The organism is Thalassospira sp., from assembly GCF_048059015.1.
Classification (GTDB): domain Bacteria; phylum Pseudomonadota; class Alphaproteobacteria; order Rhodospirillales; family Thalassospiraceae; genus Thalassospira.
In genome coordinates this window covers 62441-77646 of sequence record NZ_JBLLNT010000015.1, presented here as the reverse complement: position 1 = coordinate 77646, position 15206 = coordinate 62441, and the positions used below count along the sequence as shown (strand labels likewise).

The 15206-nt window shown below is 55.1% G+C and carries 15 protein-coding genes and 1 tRNA gene; 6 read left to right on the top strand and 10 right to left on the bottom strand.

The window, feature by feature from the left end; all coding sequences use genetic code 11:
* The first annotated feature begins 26 nt into the window (after positions 1-26).
* Positions 27-1970 (top strand): DNA mismatch repair endonuclease MutL, encoded by a 1944-nt coding sequence (mutL, locus tag ACMZ66_RS18545; protein WP_416939474.1) that lies wholly within the window; start codon positions 27-29, stop codon positions 1968-1970.
* Positions 1971-1977: 7 nt separating this feature from the next.
* Positions 1978-2496, top strand: a complete 519-nt coding sequence (locus ACMZ66_RS18540; RefSeq protein ID WP_416939472.1) for a GNAT family N-acetyltransferase — start codon at positions 1978-1980, stop codon at positions 2494-2496.
* 9 nt (positions 2497-2505) lie between these two features.
* Here the strand turns inward: ACMZ66_RS18540 and ACMZ66_RS18535 are convergent, their stop codons facing one another.
* From ACMZ66_RS18535 to ACMZ66_RS18520, 4 genes are all read right to left on the bottom strand, one after another.
* Positions 2506-3948: a pentapeptide repeat-containing protein gene (locus ACMZ66_RS18535; RefSeq protein WP_416939471.1), complete on the bottom strand. Its 1443-nt coding sequence runs from the start codon at positions 3946-3948 to the stop codon at positions 2506-2508.
* A gap of 41 nt (positions 3949-3989) precedes the next feature.
* A complete protein-coding gene (locus ACMZ66_RS18530) occupies positions 3990-4931 on the bottom strand; it encodes an OmpA family protein (RefSeq protein WP_416939469.1) in 942 nt (313 codons plus the stop codon).
* Between the two features lie 39 nt (positions 4932-4970).
* A complete protein-coding gene (locus ACMZ66_RS18525) occupies positions 4971-5741 on the bottom strand; it encodes a motility protein A (RefSeq protein WP_416939467.1) in 771 nt (256 codons plus the stop codon).
* Positions 5742-6220: 479 nt separating this feature from the next.
* Positions 6221-7072 carry a GNAT family N-acetyltransferase gene (locus tag ACMZ66_RS18520; protein WP_416939465.1) on the bottom strand — a complete coding sequence of 284 codons (852 nt, stop codon included), beginning with the start codon at positions 7070-7072 and terminating at the stop codon, positions 6221-6223.
* A 179-nt stretch (positions 7073-7251) separates the two neighbouring features.
* On the opposite strand from ACMZ66_RS18520, the gene ACMZ66_RS18515 reads away from it, so the two are divergent.
* Positions 7252-8316: an SIP domain-containing protein gene (locus ACMZ66_RS18515; protein ID WP_416939463.1), complete on the top strand. Its 1065-nt coding sequence runs from the start codon at positions 7252-7254 to the stop codon at positions 8314-8316.
* A gap of 7 nt (positions 8317-8323) precedes the next feature.
* Here ACMZ66_RS18515 and ACMZ66_RS18510 read toward each other — a convergent pair whose 3' ends face one another.
* The 5 genes from ACMZ66_RS18510 to ACMZ66_RS18490 all read right to left on the bottom strand — a co-directional run bounded on the left by ACMZ66_RS18510 (position 8324) and on the right by ACMZ66_RS18490 (position 13469).
* Positions 8324-9271: a hypothetical protein gene (locus ACMZ66_RS18510; RefSeq protein WP_416939461.1), complete on the bottom strand. Its 948-nt coding sequence runs from the start codon at positions 9269-9271 to the stop codon at positions 8324-8326.
* 173 nt (positions 9272-9444) lie between these two features.
* Positions 9445-10395 (bottom strand): metal ABC transporter permease, encoded by a 951-nt coding sequence (locus ACMZ66_RS18505; protein ID WP_416939459.1) that lies wholly within the window; start codon positions 10393-10395, stop codon positions 9445-9447.
* The gene (locus tag ACMZ66_RS18500; protein ID WP_416939457.1) at positions 10392-11612 is read right to left on the bottom strand and encodes a metal ABC transporter permease; all 1221 of its coding nucleotides are present in this window, start codon (positions 11610-11612) and stop codon (positions 10392-10394) included. The genes ACMZ66_RS18505 and ACMZ66_RS18500 overlap by 4 nt, the downstream gene beginning before the upstream one ends.
* Before the next feature lie 27 nt (positions 11613-11639).
* Positions 11640-12440, bottom strand: a complete 801-nt coding sequence (locus ACMZ66_RS18495) for a metal ABC transporter ATP-binding protein (protein ID WP_416939455.1) — start codon at positions 12438-12440, stop codon at positions 11640-11642.
* A 54-nt stretch (positions 12441-12494) separates the two neighbouring features.
* Positions 12495-13469 (bottom strand): metal ABC transporter solute-binding protein, Zn/Mn family, encoded by a 975-nt coding sequence (locus tag ACMZ66_RS18490; protein ID WP_416939453.1) that lies wholly within the window; start codon positions 13467-13469, stop codon positions 12495-12497.
* 141 nt (positions 13470-13610) lie between these two features.
* Here ACMZ66_RS18490 and mntR point away from each other — a divergent pair, with 141 nt between their 5' ends.
* Positions 13611-14039: a manganese-binding transcriptional regulator MntR gene (gene mntR, locus ACMZ66_RS18485; protein WP_416939451.1), complete on the top strand. Its 429-nt coding sequence runs from the start codon at positions 13611-13613 to the stop codon at positions 14037-14039.
* Between the two features lie 75 nt (positions 14040-14114).
* Here mntR and ACMZ66_RS18480 read toward each other — a convergent pair.
* Positions 14115-14204, bottom strand: a tRNA-Ser gene (locus ACMZ66_RS18480).
* A 392-nt stretch (positions 14205-14596) separates the two neighbouring features.
* Here ACMZ66_RS18480 and rplU point away from each other — a divergent pair.
* Both rplU and rpmA read left to right on the top strand, forming a co-directional pair.
* Positions 14597-14908: a 50S ribosomal protein L21 gene (gene rplU, locus ACMZ66_RS18475; RefSeq protein WP_230230972.1), complete on the top strand. Its 312-nt coding sequence runs from the start codon at positions 14597-14599 to the stop codon at positions 14906-14908.
* A gap of 35 nt (positions 14909-14943) precedes the next feature.
* Entirely contained in the window at positions 14944-15204 is a 261-nt protein-coding gene (gene rpmA, locus ACMZ66_RS18470; protein ID WP_008889409.1) for a 50S ribosomal protein L27, read from the top strand.
* Positions 15205-15206: the final 2 nt, after the last annotated feature.

Below are 15206 nucleotides of genomic sequence, written 5' to 3'. Positions count from 1 at the left end.
AATCGAATATCGCGAGCTTTGCCTTCATGACCCTGCGCGTCCTGCCACAGAACCTGATCAACCAGATTGCCGCCGGTGAGGTGGTGGAGCGCCCTGCTGCGGCGCTGAAGGAGCTGGTGGAAAACGCGCTGGATGCGGGGGCAAACAAGGTTGATGTCAATCTGCGCGATGGCGGCAGAACGCTTTTGTCGATCACTGATGACGGCAAGGGCATGACACCCGAAGAACTGACCCTCGCGGTTGAACGTCATGCAACGTCCAAGCTGCCTGATGATGATCTGTTCAATATCGGCTTTATGGGGTTTCGCGGCGAGGCACTGCCATCCATCGGCTCGGTTTCACGCATGCGCCTGACCAGCCGTGTGCGCGGTTCGGACAATGCCTGGACCCTGTCGATCGAGGGCGGTGCAAAGGGGGAGCCTGAACCGGCCGCCCATCCGTTTGGCACGCGCGTTGAGGTGCGGGATCTTTTCTATGCGACGCCCGCCCGTCTGAAATTCCTGAAATCCGCCCGGACCGAGCAGATGTATGCGCGCGAGATCATGGACCGTTTGGCCATGGCACGCCCGGATGTCGGCTTTACCCTGACCGGTGATGGCAACAAGACCATCCTGAATTACCCGGCCTGCGAAGGCGATTTCTTTGATGCGCGGCTTAAACGCCTTGGTGCGGTTATGGGGCGCGAGTTTCAGGAAAATGCGCTTCAGATCGAAGCTGAGCGCGAAGGTATTCGTCTGACCGGTTATGCCGGTGTGCCGACATTGAACCGTGGCAATGCGCAGATGCAGTTCATGTTTGTCAATGGTCGTCCGGTAAAGGACCGGCTGTTGCAAGGGGCGGTGCGCGGGGCTTATCAGGATTTCCTTGCGCGTGATCGTCACCCGTTACTCGCCCTGTTCTTTGAGCTTTCCCCGCGCGATGTTGACGTCAACGTCCATCCGGGCAAGACCGAGGTCCGTTTCCGCGATCCCGGAATGGTACGAGGATTGATTGTCGGTGCGCTGAAACACGCGCTGGCCGGGGCTGGTCATCGCGCATCAACGACTGTTGCCGACATGGCGCTGGGCGCTGTGCGCCGCGAAGGTGAGGGACCCTCACTTCCTTATGGCGGGTCTTCGAGAGCTGGTGGCGGCAGCGGATTTAACATCGGACAATATCAACCAAGCATCCCAAACCATGCAGCGGTGGAGCGGAACTACGCGGCCCAGGCCCCCAACAGCCAGTATGGTGGCTTGTTCGACCGCGGGCGCGAGTTTGGTGGTACTCCGGCATCTGGTGCGGGCGAGGGCGGGTTTGCCGCAGCGGCCGCAGCAGCACTTTCTGGCGGCTATGATGCGGCGGCACCGTCGGCCCGGATTGATAACATCGCCGATGAAGGCAAGTTTGTTGATCATCCGCTGGGGGCTGCGCGCGGGCAGGTCCATGCCAATTACATCATTGCACAGACCCGCGATGGTTTGGTGATTGTTGATCAGCATGCCGCACATGAACGCATTGTCTATGAACGGATGAAAGCCGATCTGGCCGAAAGCGGGGTTAAGCGCCAAGGCTTGCTTTTGCCCGAAGTGGTCGAGCTTGATGAAGCTTCTGCTGATCGTATCGCCGAACGTGCCGAAGAATTCGAAGAACTTGGTCTTGTGATCGAGCCGTTTGGGCCGGGCGCAATTGTGGTGCGCGAAGTGCCTGCCATGCTGGGCAAAGTTGATGTTGGCGCGCTGGTGCGTGACATGGCCGATGAGATTGCCGAACTGGGGCAGGGCATGGCCCTTAAGGACCGGTTGATGTATGTCTGCGCGACCATGGCATGTCATGGATCGGTGCGGTCCGGTCGGAAATTGAATGCCGATGAGATGAATGCGCTTTTGCGTCAGATGGAAGCCACACCGCATTCAGGCCAATGCAACCATGGTCGCCCGACCTATGTTGAGCTGAAGCTTCATGACATCGAAAAGATGTTTGGCAGAAGGTAGATCAGATATGAGTGACATCAGGATTGAAATTGCGACACTTTCGGATGCACCTGCTGTCACGACGCTATTTGAACGATCCTATTCACGATTGTTGGTCGGGGAATATGACGCCAAGACACTTGATCGTGCGATGGCGTTTCTCGCCCATGCCAATCCTGATCTTTTGGGTTCCGGGACCTATTATCTGGCCAGGACCGCAGATGGGGCTTTGGCCGGTTCTGGTGGTTGGACCATGAACCGGCCGGGAACAAAGGATGACATATCACCCGGCGTTGCCCATGTCCGGCATTTCGCCGTTGATCCGGATCATACGCGCAAAGGTATTGCGCGCGCACTTTTTGATCGCTGCGTTGCCGATGCGAAACAGATCAACGGGGTTCACCAATTTGAATGCTATTCGACCCTGTCGGCCCAGCGGTTTTACGAGAAACTTGGTTTTGAAGTGATCGGGGAATTTGCTGCCCCGTTTGCGCCGGATTTCAGTTTCCCCAGCCTGCATATGCGCTGCGATCTGACGAGGAACTAGATCGCTGCCCTAGTCACGCAGTTTCAGACCACGGGGCAGTCGGGTATTGGCATTGACGCGTGCGCGCTGGATTTGCTCGGCAAACAGGCCCCGTGCACCACTTAAGTCCGCATCACGGAAATCAGCGCCAGACAGGTTGGTGCCGCTAAGATCACAATTAATCAGCTGCAATCCCCGGAAGCTCGTATTCGACAGATCCGAACCGAGGAACACGGTATTGCGCAGCAGTGCATTCTGGAAGCGCGCACCAGAAAGGCGGCTTGCGGCCAGATTGGCGTTATCAAGATTGCTTTCAACAAAGTCGGCCGCAATCAGATTACAACGGCGCAGCACAGCGTTTTTGCAATTGGCTCGCTGGAAACAGGCAAATGGCAATCCACAGCGGCTAAGGTCAATGCCTTCAAGCTCGGCTTCGCGAAGGTCTGCATGTTCAATCGACATGACCAAACCTTCCTTGCCACCGGTATCGACCCACAGCTTGTGACTGATCAGCGCTTCTTGCAGATCAATCTCGACAAGCTCTTCGTCTTCCGCCACCGGTTCGTCATCAGGTTCAGCTTCGGTCGGCGGGGCTTCATCAGTGGGCATTGCCAGGGCTGCTGGTTGGGGCGCAAGAACGTCACGTGTTGAATTGGCGGCCTTGATGTTAAGCGCACCTTCCTTGTGATCGCGCACCGATGAACCACCAACAAGCTCATCTGAATCAAACTTTTGCCCGGCACCATTCAGCGTCGCGCGCACATCGGCAATTTCAAGGTTGCCGGCAACGCCTGTGGCGGCGGGTTTTGATGCCTGGGGTGCGGCGGGCGCGGTGCTGCCAGCGGGGCGCTTCATGCCGTTGTTTTTTAAAACGACACCGGCGGCGGCCCGGATCTGGTCGCTTTTGCGGCGACCCTGTTCGCTAGCGTCATCCTTGGTCTCGTCTTCGGCGTTATCAGCTTCATCGTCATCAGGCTTGATGCCCAGCTTGGCCAGATCCTGAATACGGGCCGGACCAAAATAATTGTCCTCGAACACAAAGCGGCGCGGCTTTTTGAAAACGGTTTCGATGATCTTACACAGACGTTGCGGATCAACCGGCTGACGGAAAATGCCTTCGATCCCGGCATCAACTGCATCACGCATGCCACGGCGGTCAAGCTTTGGAGCACCCAGCAACACAGGGACGTTGCGGCCATGGGGATTGGTGGTAGTTGCTGCTTCACGGATCGCACGGATGGTCGATATGCCGCGCATCCCGTCAAGATAAAGCCCGATCAGAACCAGATCAGGTTTGAGTTCCTGAACCAGCTCGACAGTGCGTTCGCGGTCATCACATTGAATGAATTTACCAATACCAAGGGGTTTAATGGCAGAGCTTGCAGCGCGGATGTTCCGTTCGCTGTAATCGGCATAGAGGATCGTTTTGTCTTTGTTGTCATCAATCGCCATGATGCGCGACTTCCCCTTCATTCGCCGTCTATCTTCGCCCGAAGCCCCGGGCGCGCGGCCAATCAGGGATCGGTTGGAATGCTAAATGTGCGTCGTCTGTCTTGAGACTCGCCACTATTTTGGCTGCTTGCGCCCGCTTCGTCAGCAGGTAATGCATCCTCATGCGGATTTACCGGTGCACTGTCGTCCAGATTTTCTGTGCTGGAACTGCTACTGCCTTCCGATCGGTTGCTTTCGACCATTTGAATGGTGATCTCGACACGCCGGTTTTCAGCTCGGCCTTCTGGTGTGTCGTTGCTGGCAATCGGGCGGCTTTCGCCATAACCCTGAATGACCATTCGGCGGGGATCGGTGCCGTTCTGATCAATCATGAAATGCAAAACCGACGTCGCGCGTGCAGCCGACAAGTCCCAGTTTGATATATAGGGTGAGGAGGACGAAACCGGAATGTTATCGGTGTGGCCTGCGACCAAAACCTCGCCCTCGGTCTGGTTGATCACCGGGACAACCCGGTTCAGTACGGCGGCAAATTCCTCGGTCATGCCAGATGAACCAGATGGGAAGGCCAATTCGTTGGGGAAGCGCATGACAACGTCACCATCAATACGCTCCAGACCCACCTGATCGTCAAGGTTCATTTTCTCTAGAACAGTGCTGAGCGTTTCTTCTAGCGCCTCGGCTTTTTCTTCTTTGCTGTCACCTTGTTCGGTCTCGACCTTTGGGGTTTCAACCGGTGGAATTTCTGCTACCACGCGCGGGGTATCTGGTGTCGGCGCCTTAAGGGACTTGCCGATGATCGATCCGTCAAGTTCGATCACGCCTGATAGCTGATCTTCCTTGGCAAAGCCGAAGGCCGCCTTGACCGAGCCCGCAATCTGTTTGTAGCGGATGACATCCATTTCTGCGAATGTCAGCAGCAACACGAACAGAACAAGCAGCAACGACATCAGATCGGCGAAGGTCGCCATCCAAGCCGGTGCACCTGCTGCGGGTTTCTTTGCCATGGGATCAGCCCATTACCATAAAAGCAAAAGCCATGATGATTACGCAGCGCCTTCTTCTGGGTCGGCAGGAATACCACCCGGAAGGTATGGACCTAGGATTTCCTTCATCACCATCGGGCTTTGGCTGGCCTGAATTTGAACAACGGATTCAATGATCAGCTGTTTGGTGTTTTTCAGCCGTTCGACCTTAAGGGCCAGTTTATCGGCAACCGGCAGGGCAATAAGGTTGGCCAGCACGGCACCGTAGAACGTGGTCAACATGGCGATCGCCATTGCCGGACCAATTGCATCGGGATCCGAAAGGTTGGCCAGCATCTGCACCAGACCAACGAGTGTTCCGATCATGCCAAAGGCAGGGGCAGTATCGCCGATACCACGGAACATCAATTCGCCCATCTCGTCATTCTGGATGGATTTTTCCACCTCGCTTGAGATGGAGCTTCGGATCACTTCGCCGCTATGTCCATCGACACACATTCGGATGCCGCGTGCCATGATCTCGTTTTCGACTTCAACATTCTCAAGACCCAGAAGGCCGTTCTTGCGCACAAGACCTGCAAGCTCAAGCGCCTTTTCGTAAATCGAAAGCGGGTCTTCCTTGGGGTTTTTAAAAGCGATGCCAACCCCGATCTTGAGCGATTTCAAAACATCGCGCATCGGGAATTTGATCAGTGTTGCTGCGGCCGTTCCGCCGAACACCACCATGATGGAGGGCACATCAACAAAGGAATCAAGGCTGCCACCCATCAAGATGGCGCCAAAAATAACGCCCATCCCGGCGACAATTCCAATTAGTGTAGCAATATCCATGACGGTTTTTTGTATCCGGCCTTAATACGTAATCATCTGTGCGTGTTCGAGCGATCGGTAGCAAACAACACGCGGCGGGTGACAATTTATCGGTTGCCTGACAGCATCTGGTCCCCAAAAACTGTCATCGCGATCAGTAACGAGTGAAAATACGACGCGTACTACACTCCTGAAAATTGGGTTTGCACAACCTGTTTTCCATAAGGTGGATACAACTTCCTGCAGATCACCCCAAAGGGGGGCTACATCAAGACGTACCAAATTGCAAAACTGGGGCATTGGCGTAGGTGACGCTATACCTTTGGCATTACATGTTTGTTGCCAGACTTTTACGCGTTGCTCAACCCCGTCGTAAGAATAATATCAAACTGTTCTGACAGTTGAAGGGTCTCATATGTGCGAAATGCCACTAATCCGAAAGATCAGTGGCAAGCGCGTGTAAGTCGTCTGGAATGTCAGGGAGGGTAATTTGCGGCCGCTTAGCCCAATTCGAAGGACGAAATCCCGAATGTCATATCAAGATTAAGATCAGGGTTCGTGCCCTTATACATGCGTGCGGTCTCAAATTCCGCGACCATCCCTTGCGCTTTGGCCAGATCCACCGCCTTCTGGTTGGGTTCCGGCGTATCAAGGAACACTTTGGCGGTTTGATCATCGCGGCTTTGCAGAAGGGCTGCAAACAGGGTTTGTGCGTCTTCGGCGTTTTCGGCAAATAGCGGGCCGACTTTGTGACCTTCTTTGCACGGGCGGATAACGCCATAACCGCGCACACCCATCGGACCTTTCAGAGCCAGGGCGGTATGGGGTTCACTGCCGATCCAGCCGCGCAGGAATTCGATCCGGCTTTCGGCAAACAGTTTGTTGGTCTGCTCATAGGCATCAACAATTGCGATATCATCAACAGCCAGTTCAAACAGATCAGCCGGGGCAGGGGTATCTGCGATCACCACACCGCCAAAGCGGATGTTGCGATGGACAAACTCAAAGCCCGATTTACGATAGTTGTCCTGCTGATCCACAACGCCATCAAGGCCGATGGTCTTAAGAACGCTGTCATTCAGGACTGTCTGCCAAAGCTTGTAGCCAAGGCCTGATCCACGACGATCTTCGCGGCAGATGTAAAATCCGACAAAGCCAAAGTCCGAACTGTATTGAACAGCAGAAATCACCGCAGCCATGCCCTGTTTGTCAAACGCGGCCCAGAAGCCTTCCGGATCGGTGTTGAAAAACGCATCGGCATCCGCCAGTCCCGGGTTCCATCCCTCCTTGGCGGCCCATTCAACGGCAAGCGGGAATTTAGAAGCTTTGAGGCGGCGGATTTTATCAGTCATGGCTCTTTTCAAACTTTTGCTGTCTGGTCATATGTCTGCCGGACACAACGCGGTGCCGGGATAATTTCCCCACATCTAGCACGGCAGGCAGGATTTAATGATAAATTTTATTGAGAATGCATCTCAGTTTTATTATCAATAGGGGCTATTACAAATGCCCCACGCAGTTCGAGGATTTCATGTCCACTTCCATCCTGACGGCCAAGACGCGTATTGCCCTTCCGCAAAGTGCTGCTCTGATCAAGCAGACTGCTGATTATTACCGAAGCCACGATTGTGATGTGCAGGATGATTTGGGCCTGACCCGTATTTCGGTTTCGATCGGTCATATCCATCTTAGCAGCAGTGCCGATGGGTTGGATGTTGAAGTGGGTGCCACGACCGAGGTCGGCGTGGTTCAGATGAAGGCTGCGATCATCTCGCTTTTGCAGGGGGCAGCACCCGAGGCCGATTTTGATTGTCGCTGGAAGGGGGCAGGCAAAAGCAATGGCAAGCTTCCCAATTTCCGCGAGCTTCGCGTTGGTCAGATTACCGATCTGTCGCCGCATATGCGCCGCGTTCGCCTTCATGGGATCGATCTGGATGCTTATGACAGTGACAGCGTACATATCCGTTTGCTGATCCCGCCGCGTGGTCAGGCGCAACCGAAATGGCCGACATTGGCCGAAAACGGCATGCCGGTCTGGCCAAGTGGCGAGGACATGATTGAACAGCGCGTCTATACGATCCGCAACATGGATGCGAAGGCCGGTTGGATTGATGTCGATTTCGTTATGCATGGTGACAACGGCCCGGGTTCGTCCTTTGCCCTGCATGCCAGCGAAGGCGATCTGGTGGCGATGACAGGTCCGCTTGGCAATGCGCTGCCCGATGCAGACTGGATGTTGTTTGCCGGTGATGAAACGGCCCTGCCGGCCATCGGCCGCTATCTGGCTGAGATGCCAGCGCATGTTGCGGGGCACGCAATCATCGAAGTCGGCAATGCGGATGACATGATTGAGGTCGCAACCAAAAGCCAGATCAAGGTGACCTGGCTTTTCCGTGACGACGCATCAGAAGTTCAGCACAGCCTGATTCAGGACGCAGTGCGTGCCATTGAAATCCCCAAGGGCGAAAAATCGGTCTCTTGCTGGGCCGGGGTGGAGCAGGATGACTATAAGCCGCTGCATAGCTATTGGCGTAAGGAAGTCGGTCTTTCGCGTGATGAATGCACGCCCATGACCTTCTGGCGCAAAACCAGCTAACACAAGATCAGTTGAGTTTGCGTGTCGCGACCGATCCATGCAGGCGCGGCGCGAAATGGGCGATTGCGTCATCCAGTGCGACAAAAATTGTACCGATATCCGCACTGGCATTGACCAGTTCACCGCGTTCGACTTCTTCGCGGAGTTCAGTGACGGCGCGCACCAGATCCCGATCACTTGGGTTAACGCCTGTTGCAATCGCCTTGGCGCGTTTGCCGATCATTTGACGAGCTTTGAGGAATGCTGCGATTTCCTGATCCGCAGAACGTGAGATCGCGGTGTTGGGGTTTTCAAGTGCCTGTTTGATCGTAAGGCCAATCATGTGTGATTTATCGGCAATCAGGGCCGATGTGATCATGCGAAATGCGATGATGTCACTGCGCAACGCATCACGATTGTCATCAGTTGCCAACGCTTCAAAGGCAAACAGATCAGCTTCAATTTCGTCACTGTGATTTTGGATGTCATTCCCGCCAAAGTGATCGGGCTTGCAATGGCGGGCTTCATGATGGATCAGCCAGCGATAGGTCAGAGCAGAACTGCTGGCATAGCTAAGTGACTTGCGAAACCAGCCACGCAGCAATTGGGCAAAAATCTCGTTCCCGGTTTCGGGTGTGATGTTGGCCGGAACAAAAATATGGCAGGTCGCGAGTGCTGTCCCGTTTTGCCGCCCCGTTATGGTAAAGGGCGAACGTGGAAGTTTGGCAAAGGTCTGATCAGGGTTCTTGATGTTGGCAAGGCCAAGTGTTTCATCAATCCGCGCAAGGAAATCCGCGCGGCCGTCAAAAACAAACAGATCAATATCGCCATATCCCTGCAGCTCTGTGGCAAGGCTTCCGGTCGTGCCTGATATGTCTGATTGCTGTGCGTGGCTGTTGTTGCCGCCAAGGACGGGCAAGGCCAGCAAGGCCAGCGACGCAAGCAACAAAGGCAGATATCGTTGAGCTTTGATCATCGGCTGAGTATGGCGTGAAAAGCCGCCAGTGGCGATGTCAAAGATGGCCGAGTTATTCGGGATCAGCCGGTCTTTGCCTTGCGCATGGCGCGGCGAATGCGGGCTGATTGACGCTGGGCCCCTTCAAGATCAATGCTGCCAAAGTTCGTGGTGTTTGACATTGCGGGTCTCCCTTATGCCTCGGCGCGCTGGCCGGTGCGTTTGCGTTGCGGCCCAAACAGGCAGGTCAAAATCAGGATCACGCCAGAAATTGTCGCAATCATGCCCGCTGCACTCACCGCATAGGGCGATCCGAACCAACCCGGTCCATAACCGGCAAATACATATCCCAGGATCGCCGAGATGGTGGCAAAGACAACGGACCAGCCGACCTGTCTACCCAGCTGATTGGTCATCAAACGCGCACTGGCGGGTGGGCAGACAAACATGGCAATGACAATGATCGAGCCTACTGCATCAAAGGCGGCAACGGCGGCAACGGCAGTGGCGACAACAAGCGCAAAGCTCAGCGCCTTGGTCTTGATGCCAACGGCCTCGGCAAAGCCGATGTCAAAGGTCGAGATTTTCAGTTCCTTCCAGAACAGGAGGATGAACAGGCCAATGCCAACCAGAACAAGTGCGAGACGCGGCAATTGCGGCGGCAGGGTGGAAAGTGCTACCGGATCAAGCAGCGATCCCCAGCCTTCGGCGTCAAACCAGATCAGGCTTTCCAGATTGCCAAGCAAGGCATGCTGCACATCGATATGAACCGAACTGGTATCGGTGATTTCTAGGAACAAAACACCCGCAGCAAACAGGGTTGTAAAGACCAACCCCATCGCAGCACCCGGTTCAACCCGACCCAGCCGTTTGACGATTTCAATCATCACGACCGCAACGATTGCGGCAACGCCAGCACCCAACATCATCGGAACAGCGGTGATGGTTCCCGTCACAAGGAACGCGCCGACGATACCGGGCAGGACAACATGGCTGATGGCATCACCAATCAGGGCCTGACGGCGCAGCAAAAGGAAGTTACCCGGAAGCGCACAGGCAATGGCGGCAAGAATGCCAATGACAATTGGTGTCAGGCTCAATTGGACAAACTCGGCACCAAGTGCCGTGATCAGATCATCGATCATGCCTTGGCTCCTTGCTTGCTGGAAATCATATTGTCGATCTCGGCGATCTGGTCAGGCGTCATCATCTGTTCAATCGGGGTCAGACCGTCATACCGTTCGATGGCGGAATCATCAGGCAACATCCGCCGCGCCATGGCCCAGCGTGCTTCATCACGCGCCGCTTTGGCCGCAGCAATGTGCCCCCGAGCGGTCGCAACGCCATCGCGGCGGATCATGCCGGATCGACGCAAAATGCGCAGCGTCAGGCCATCATAAATCGGTTCCCGACGGGCAAGGGATAGCAATCCCTGGCGACGATGCACGCGGCGTTGGAAGCGCTGATGACGAAGGGCCGATGCCAAACCGCCACGAAGCGGTGAGAAGAGGGCCGAAATCAGGAAGAAGCCGAAAGCCACCAATACAATGATAGGCCCGGTTGGCAGCGATGCCTCGGCCGCCGATAAGACAGCGCCGATATATCCCGAAAATCCGCCAACACCGGCGGCAATGCCGATCATCGGGCCGACCTGATTTGTCCAGAAACGTGCAGTGACGGGCGGAATGATCAAAAGGGCGACGATCAGAATAAGGCCGACGATCTTAAGCCCGATCACGGTGACAATCAGGGCAAGGCCCATCATCGCCAGATCAATATTGCGGACATTAACGCCCGTGGTCGCGGCATATTCCGGATCAAACGCCACCAATGTCATCGGACGGCGCAGCAGGAACACAAAGGCCGCAGCCAGCGCGCCGGCAATTGCAATCGTGGTGGCTTCAGAAATCAGCATGCCAGCCGTTGAGCCCAGCAAGAAATTCTCAAGCCCCGCCTGACGGCCCGATGACATGGTTTGGATTATGGTCAGAAGAACGATGCCAAAGCCAAAGAATACTGAGAGGACGGCACCAATCGCAGCATCTTCGGTCAGGCGGGTCTTGCGCGTGATCCATTCAACCATCAAAAGTCCGATGGCCGATGAAATGGCCGACCCGATGATCAGGCCGGGCAACCAGCGCCCGTCGCTGCCAAAGGCGACCATGATCATAAAGGCAAGGCCGACACCGGGAAGAGTTGCGTGACTGATGGCGTCAGACACAAGTGCGCGCTTGCGCAGGAAGATAAACGCGCCGGCACTGCCCGCAGAAAGGCCAAGCAAACCTGCGCCAATGGCGACAAGGGCGCTGTTATATCCGGCCTGAAGAAACAGGGCGTCGATGAAGTAATCGATAAAGCTCATGACGGGTGATTGCCTTTGCCGGTCGCGCTATGCCAGATGCAGTTCGTCGATATGGGTGGCTGCAAGACGCCCGCCATAGGTTTCCTGAAGATTCTCGGCGGTAAAGGTCGTTTCCACCGGACCCTCGGCAATGCGGCGCACATTGATCAGAAGCACACGATCAAAATATTCCGGCACGGTCGACAGGTCATGGTGAACGCAGACAACTGTGCGGCCTTCGGATTTGAGCTCTTTAAGGACCGAGACAATCGCGCGTTCGGTTGCGGCATCAACACCGGCAAAGGGCTCATCAAGCATATAGAACTCGGCATTTTGCGCGAGTGCACGGGCAAGGAATACGCGCTGCTGCTGACCACCGGAAAGCTGGCCGATCTGGCGATCGGCGAAATCGGCCATGCCGACGCGTTCCAAGCAATCCATTGCCTGTTCGCGGTGGCGCGCACGCCACAAACGAAACAGCCCGACCGATCCATAAAGACCCATCAGGACCACATCGATCACACGTGCCGGGAAGTCCCAATCAACACTGGCGCGCTGCGGCACATAGGCAACGCGATCGCGTGCTTCGTCAAACAGCTTGCCGAAAATGCGTACTTCACCCGACAGGCGCGGGACAACACCAAGTGCACCTTTAAGGAAGGTGGATTTACCGGCACCATTGGGGCCGATGATGGCTGTCATGGAGCCGGCCGGGATGGAGGCATCAACAGAAAACACAGCCGGTTTGTTGCCATAGGACACCGTCAGGCCCCGTACGGTCAGCGGTGCGTCCTTGGCGGCGACATCCACGATCTTGCCGGATTCAGCGATCAGTTTGGCGTTACTCATGGGGCTTTCCTGTTTTCTGGTGCGTCAGGTGGTTGGGCGGCTTTATTGGATCAATCAGGAGCCAGCGGCAAGCTTACCCTGCAGGCCGCCTTCGGGTGCATCACCACCAAGGGCGCGCGTGATCAGCGTGACGTTATGATCGATCATACCAATATATGTGCCTTCATAGGTGCCCGGTTCGCCCATGGCATCGGAATAAAGCGTACCACCGATCGAGACTTTCTGTCCGCGGGCTTGTGCTCCTTCGATCAGGGCGCGCACATTGCGTTCCGGGACGGAGCTTTCGACAAACACGGCCGAGATTTTGCGATCAACGATGATATTGACCAGTTCCTCGACACGGCGAAGGCCTGCTTCGGATTCTGTTGAGATACCCTGAATGCCGAGAACTTCGAAATCATAACCGCGGCCAAAATAGCTAAAGGCGTCATGGGCGGTCAGAAGAACGCGGCTGCTTTCCGGGACAGTGACCAGAACGGTTTTCATATAGTCGGTCAGTTTTGCGATCTCGGCAATGTGGGCATCGGCATTGGCGCGGTAGGTGGCTTCACCTTTTGGGTCAGTTTTGATCAGCGCGTCGCGCACCGCAAAGACGACACTTTCCCACAATTGCGGGTCCATCCAGACATGCGGATCAAAGCGGCCATCATAATCAGCATGGCTTAAAAGGGCGGATGCATCGACGGCTTCGCCAACGGCAACCACATTGCGACGCTTGGTCAGATCCAGGAAGAATTCTTCAAGCTGCGCTTCAAGATACAGACCATGCCACAAAACTAGGTCAGCACGCGCCATTGCAGCAATGTCGCTTCGTGTCTGACGATACGCATGGGGATCAACGCCCGGGCCCATCAGAGCTTTGACCTCGGCCCGATCGCTTGCAACCTGACGCGCCGCATCGGCAATCATGGATGTGGTCGCAACAACATTAAGCGGCTTTGCAGTGGCCTGTGCTGTGCCAAAAACAAGGCCGGTGGCAAGAAGAAGGGCTGCGATTGCAAATGCGCGGATCTGGGCAAACAGGGTCATTTGGTGTTCCGAAAGCAAATTGGAATTACTCTGGTGAATACCCACTATTTATGTGCGGACTTTTAAAGTTAGTCAAGGCTAAATTGCTATTTTCAAACTTAGTTGTTATGAAGGTTTTTGCGATAGAGATTGGAGAGATCAATGGGCGAAGATTCCGCGCTTAATCCGCGTCATAACAAGGCAGAAGTTTTCGCACGCCTGCGCGATGCACACGCCCGTGAGGTCACAGAAGATTACGTTGAAATGATTGGTGATCTGATCGCCGAAGAGGGCGAGGCGCGTTCTGTAGCGCTCGCAGAACGGTTCGGCGTGACAGCCGCAACGGTGAATAACACCATCAAGCGCCTGGAGCGCGACGGCTTCGTCACATCACGCCCATATCGCTCAATCTTCCTGACAGAAAAAGGCGAGGCGCTCGCCAAAAAATGTCGCGAACGCCACCAGATCGTCTATAACTTCCTCGTCTCCATCGGGGTGGATCCCGAAGTTGCCGAGTTTGATGCCGAGGGCATCGAGCATCATGTTAGTGAGGAGACTTTGAAGGTGTTTGAGGCTGCTGCACGCACGTGATCAAAGGCCTGTCGTGGGCGGCTATGCTGCGCCTCATTAGGTGCGCTAACGTCGTTATGACTGTCTTGGGGAAAATGGCGGAGAGGGTGGGATTCGAACCCACGGTACTATTGCTAGTACAACGGTTTTCGAGACCGCCCCGTTCGACCACTCCGGCACCTCTCCGCATGTGTGGTCTTGGCGTTCGAGGCGGTGTTTACCGGTCCTTGGGCGATATTGCAAGAGGGAAATCGCAAATTTGGCGACTCTTTTGCGCTTTGATCTTTGGTTCGCTGTTGCGCGTGTCACCGGCGGGTTGAGGTGATTTGTTGCCCATTGTCGTTTGGGTGGTGTGTGCCGACGTGGGGCATGCAATTTGCGCAGGGCACTTACCCGGACGGATCTTCGTGCTATTTCGCTGAAACTTGCGGGTTTGCGTCGCTTTGCGGTTAACTCAATTGTTGACTCTGGCGGTCAAACGGGGTAATTCACCCGTTCTTCGCAGCGGTTCGGTATCTGTTAGCAGCGGCACCGAGCTGCGCGTTTGTGTTTCCAGAATGTTTTTCAGGAACTTTTAGATGTACGCAATCATCAAAACTGGCGGCAAACAGTATAAAGTTGCTGCCAACGACGTTATCAAAGTCGAAAAGATCGCTGCCCAGGCTGGTGAAACCGTGAAACTTGAAGAAGTTCTCATGGTTGCTGGCGACGGTGCGCCGAAAGTTGGTGCTCCGTTGGTCAAAGGTGCTTCTGTAACTGCAGAAGTTCTCGAGCAGGCCAAGGGCGACAAGGTGATCGTTTTCAAGAAAAAGCGCCGGCACAACTACCGTCGTAAAAATGGTCATCGCCAGAACCTGACTGTTCTGCGCATCAAGGACATCAACGCCTGATTTATCAGGTCATGATGCAGTTTTAGGAGAGTTTCATGGCTCATAAGAAAGCTGGTGGTAGTTCGCGCAACGGTCGTGACTCCGAAGGTCGCCGTCTCGGCGTTAAAAAATTCGGTGGTCAGGCAGTTGTCGCAGGCAACATTCTCGTTCGTCAGCGTGGCACGAAGTTCCATGCCGGTGACAATGTTGGCCTCGCCAAAGACCACACCCTGTTTGCGACTGTGAACGGTTCCGTTCAGTTCAAGTCGGGCTTCAAGGGTCGTACCTACGTAACCGTCGTTCCGGCAGAGGCGTAAGC

What these genes read in the sequence shown, in the direction of transcription:
- mutL (WP_416939474.1), top strand. Translation starts at nt 27, where the DNA reads ATGACCCTGCGCGTCCTGCCACAGAACCTGATCAACCAGATTGCCGCC.
- mntR (WP_416939451.1), top strand. Translation starts at nt 13,611, where the DNA reads ATGGGCGAAGATTCCGCGCTTAATCCGCGTCATAACAAGGCAGAAGTT.
- ACMZ66_RS18505 (WP_416939459.1), bottom strand. Translation starts at nt 10,395, where the DNA reads ATGATCGATGATCTGATCACGGCACTTGGTGCCGAGTTTGTCCAATTG.
- ACMZ66_RS18520 (WP_416939465.1), bottom strand. Translation starts at nt 7,072, where the DNA reads ATGACTGATAAAATCCGCCGCCTCAAAGCTTCTAAATTCCCGCTTGCC.
- ACMZ66_RS18535 (WP_416939471.1), bottom strand. Translation starts at nt 3,948, where the DNA reads ATGAAGGGGAAGTCGCGCATCATGGCGATTGATGACAACAAAGACAAA.
- ACMZ66_RS18540 (WP_416939472.1), top strand. Translation starts at nt 1,978, where the DNA reads ATGAGTGACATCAGGATTGAAATTGCGACACTTTCGGATGCACCTGCT.
- ACMZ66_RS18495 (WP_416939455.1), bottom strand. Translation starts at nt 12,440, where the DNA reads ATGAGTAACGCCAAACTGATCGCTGAATCCGGCAAGATCGTGGATGTC.
- rpmA (WP_008889409.1), top strand. Translation starts at nt 14,944, where the DNA reads ATGGCTCATAAGAAAGCTGGTGGTAGTTCGCGCAACGGTCGTGACTCC.
- ACMZ66_RS18490 (WP_416939453.1), bottom strand. Translation starts at nt 13,469, where the DNA reads ATGACCCTGTTTGCCCAGATCCGCGCATTTGCAATCGCAGCCCTTCTT.
- ACMZ66_RS18530 (WP_416939469.1), bottom strand. Translation starts at nt 4,931, where the DNA reads ATGGCAAAGAAACCCGCAGCAGGTGCACCGGCTTGGATGGCGACCTTC.
- rplU (WP_230230972.1), top strand. Translation starts at nt 14,597, where the DNA reads ATGTACGCAATCATCAAAACTGGCGGCAAACAGTATAAAGTTGCTGCC.
- ACMZ66_RS18525 (WP_416939467.1), bottom strand. Translation starts at nt 5,741, where the DNA reads ATGGATATTGCTACACTAATTGGAATTGTCGCCGGGATGGGCGTTATT.
- ACMZ66_RS18500 (WP_416939457.1), bottom strand. Translation starts at nt 11,612, where the DNA reads ATGAGCTTTATCGATTACTTCATCGACGCCCTGTTTCTTCAGGCCGGA.
- ACMZ66_RS18515 (WP_416939463.1), top strand. Translation starts at nt 7,252, where the DNA reads ATGTCCACTTCCATCCTGACGGCCAAGACGCGTATTGCCCTTCCGCAA.
- ACMZ66_RS18510 (WP_416939461.1), bottom strand. Translation starts at nt 9,271, where the DNA reads ATGATCAAAGCTCAACGATATCTGCCTTTGTTGCTTGCGTCGCTGGCC.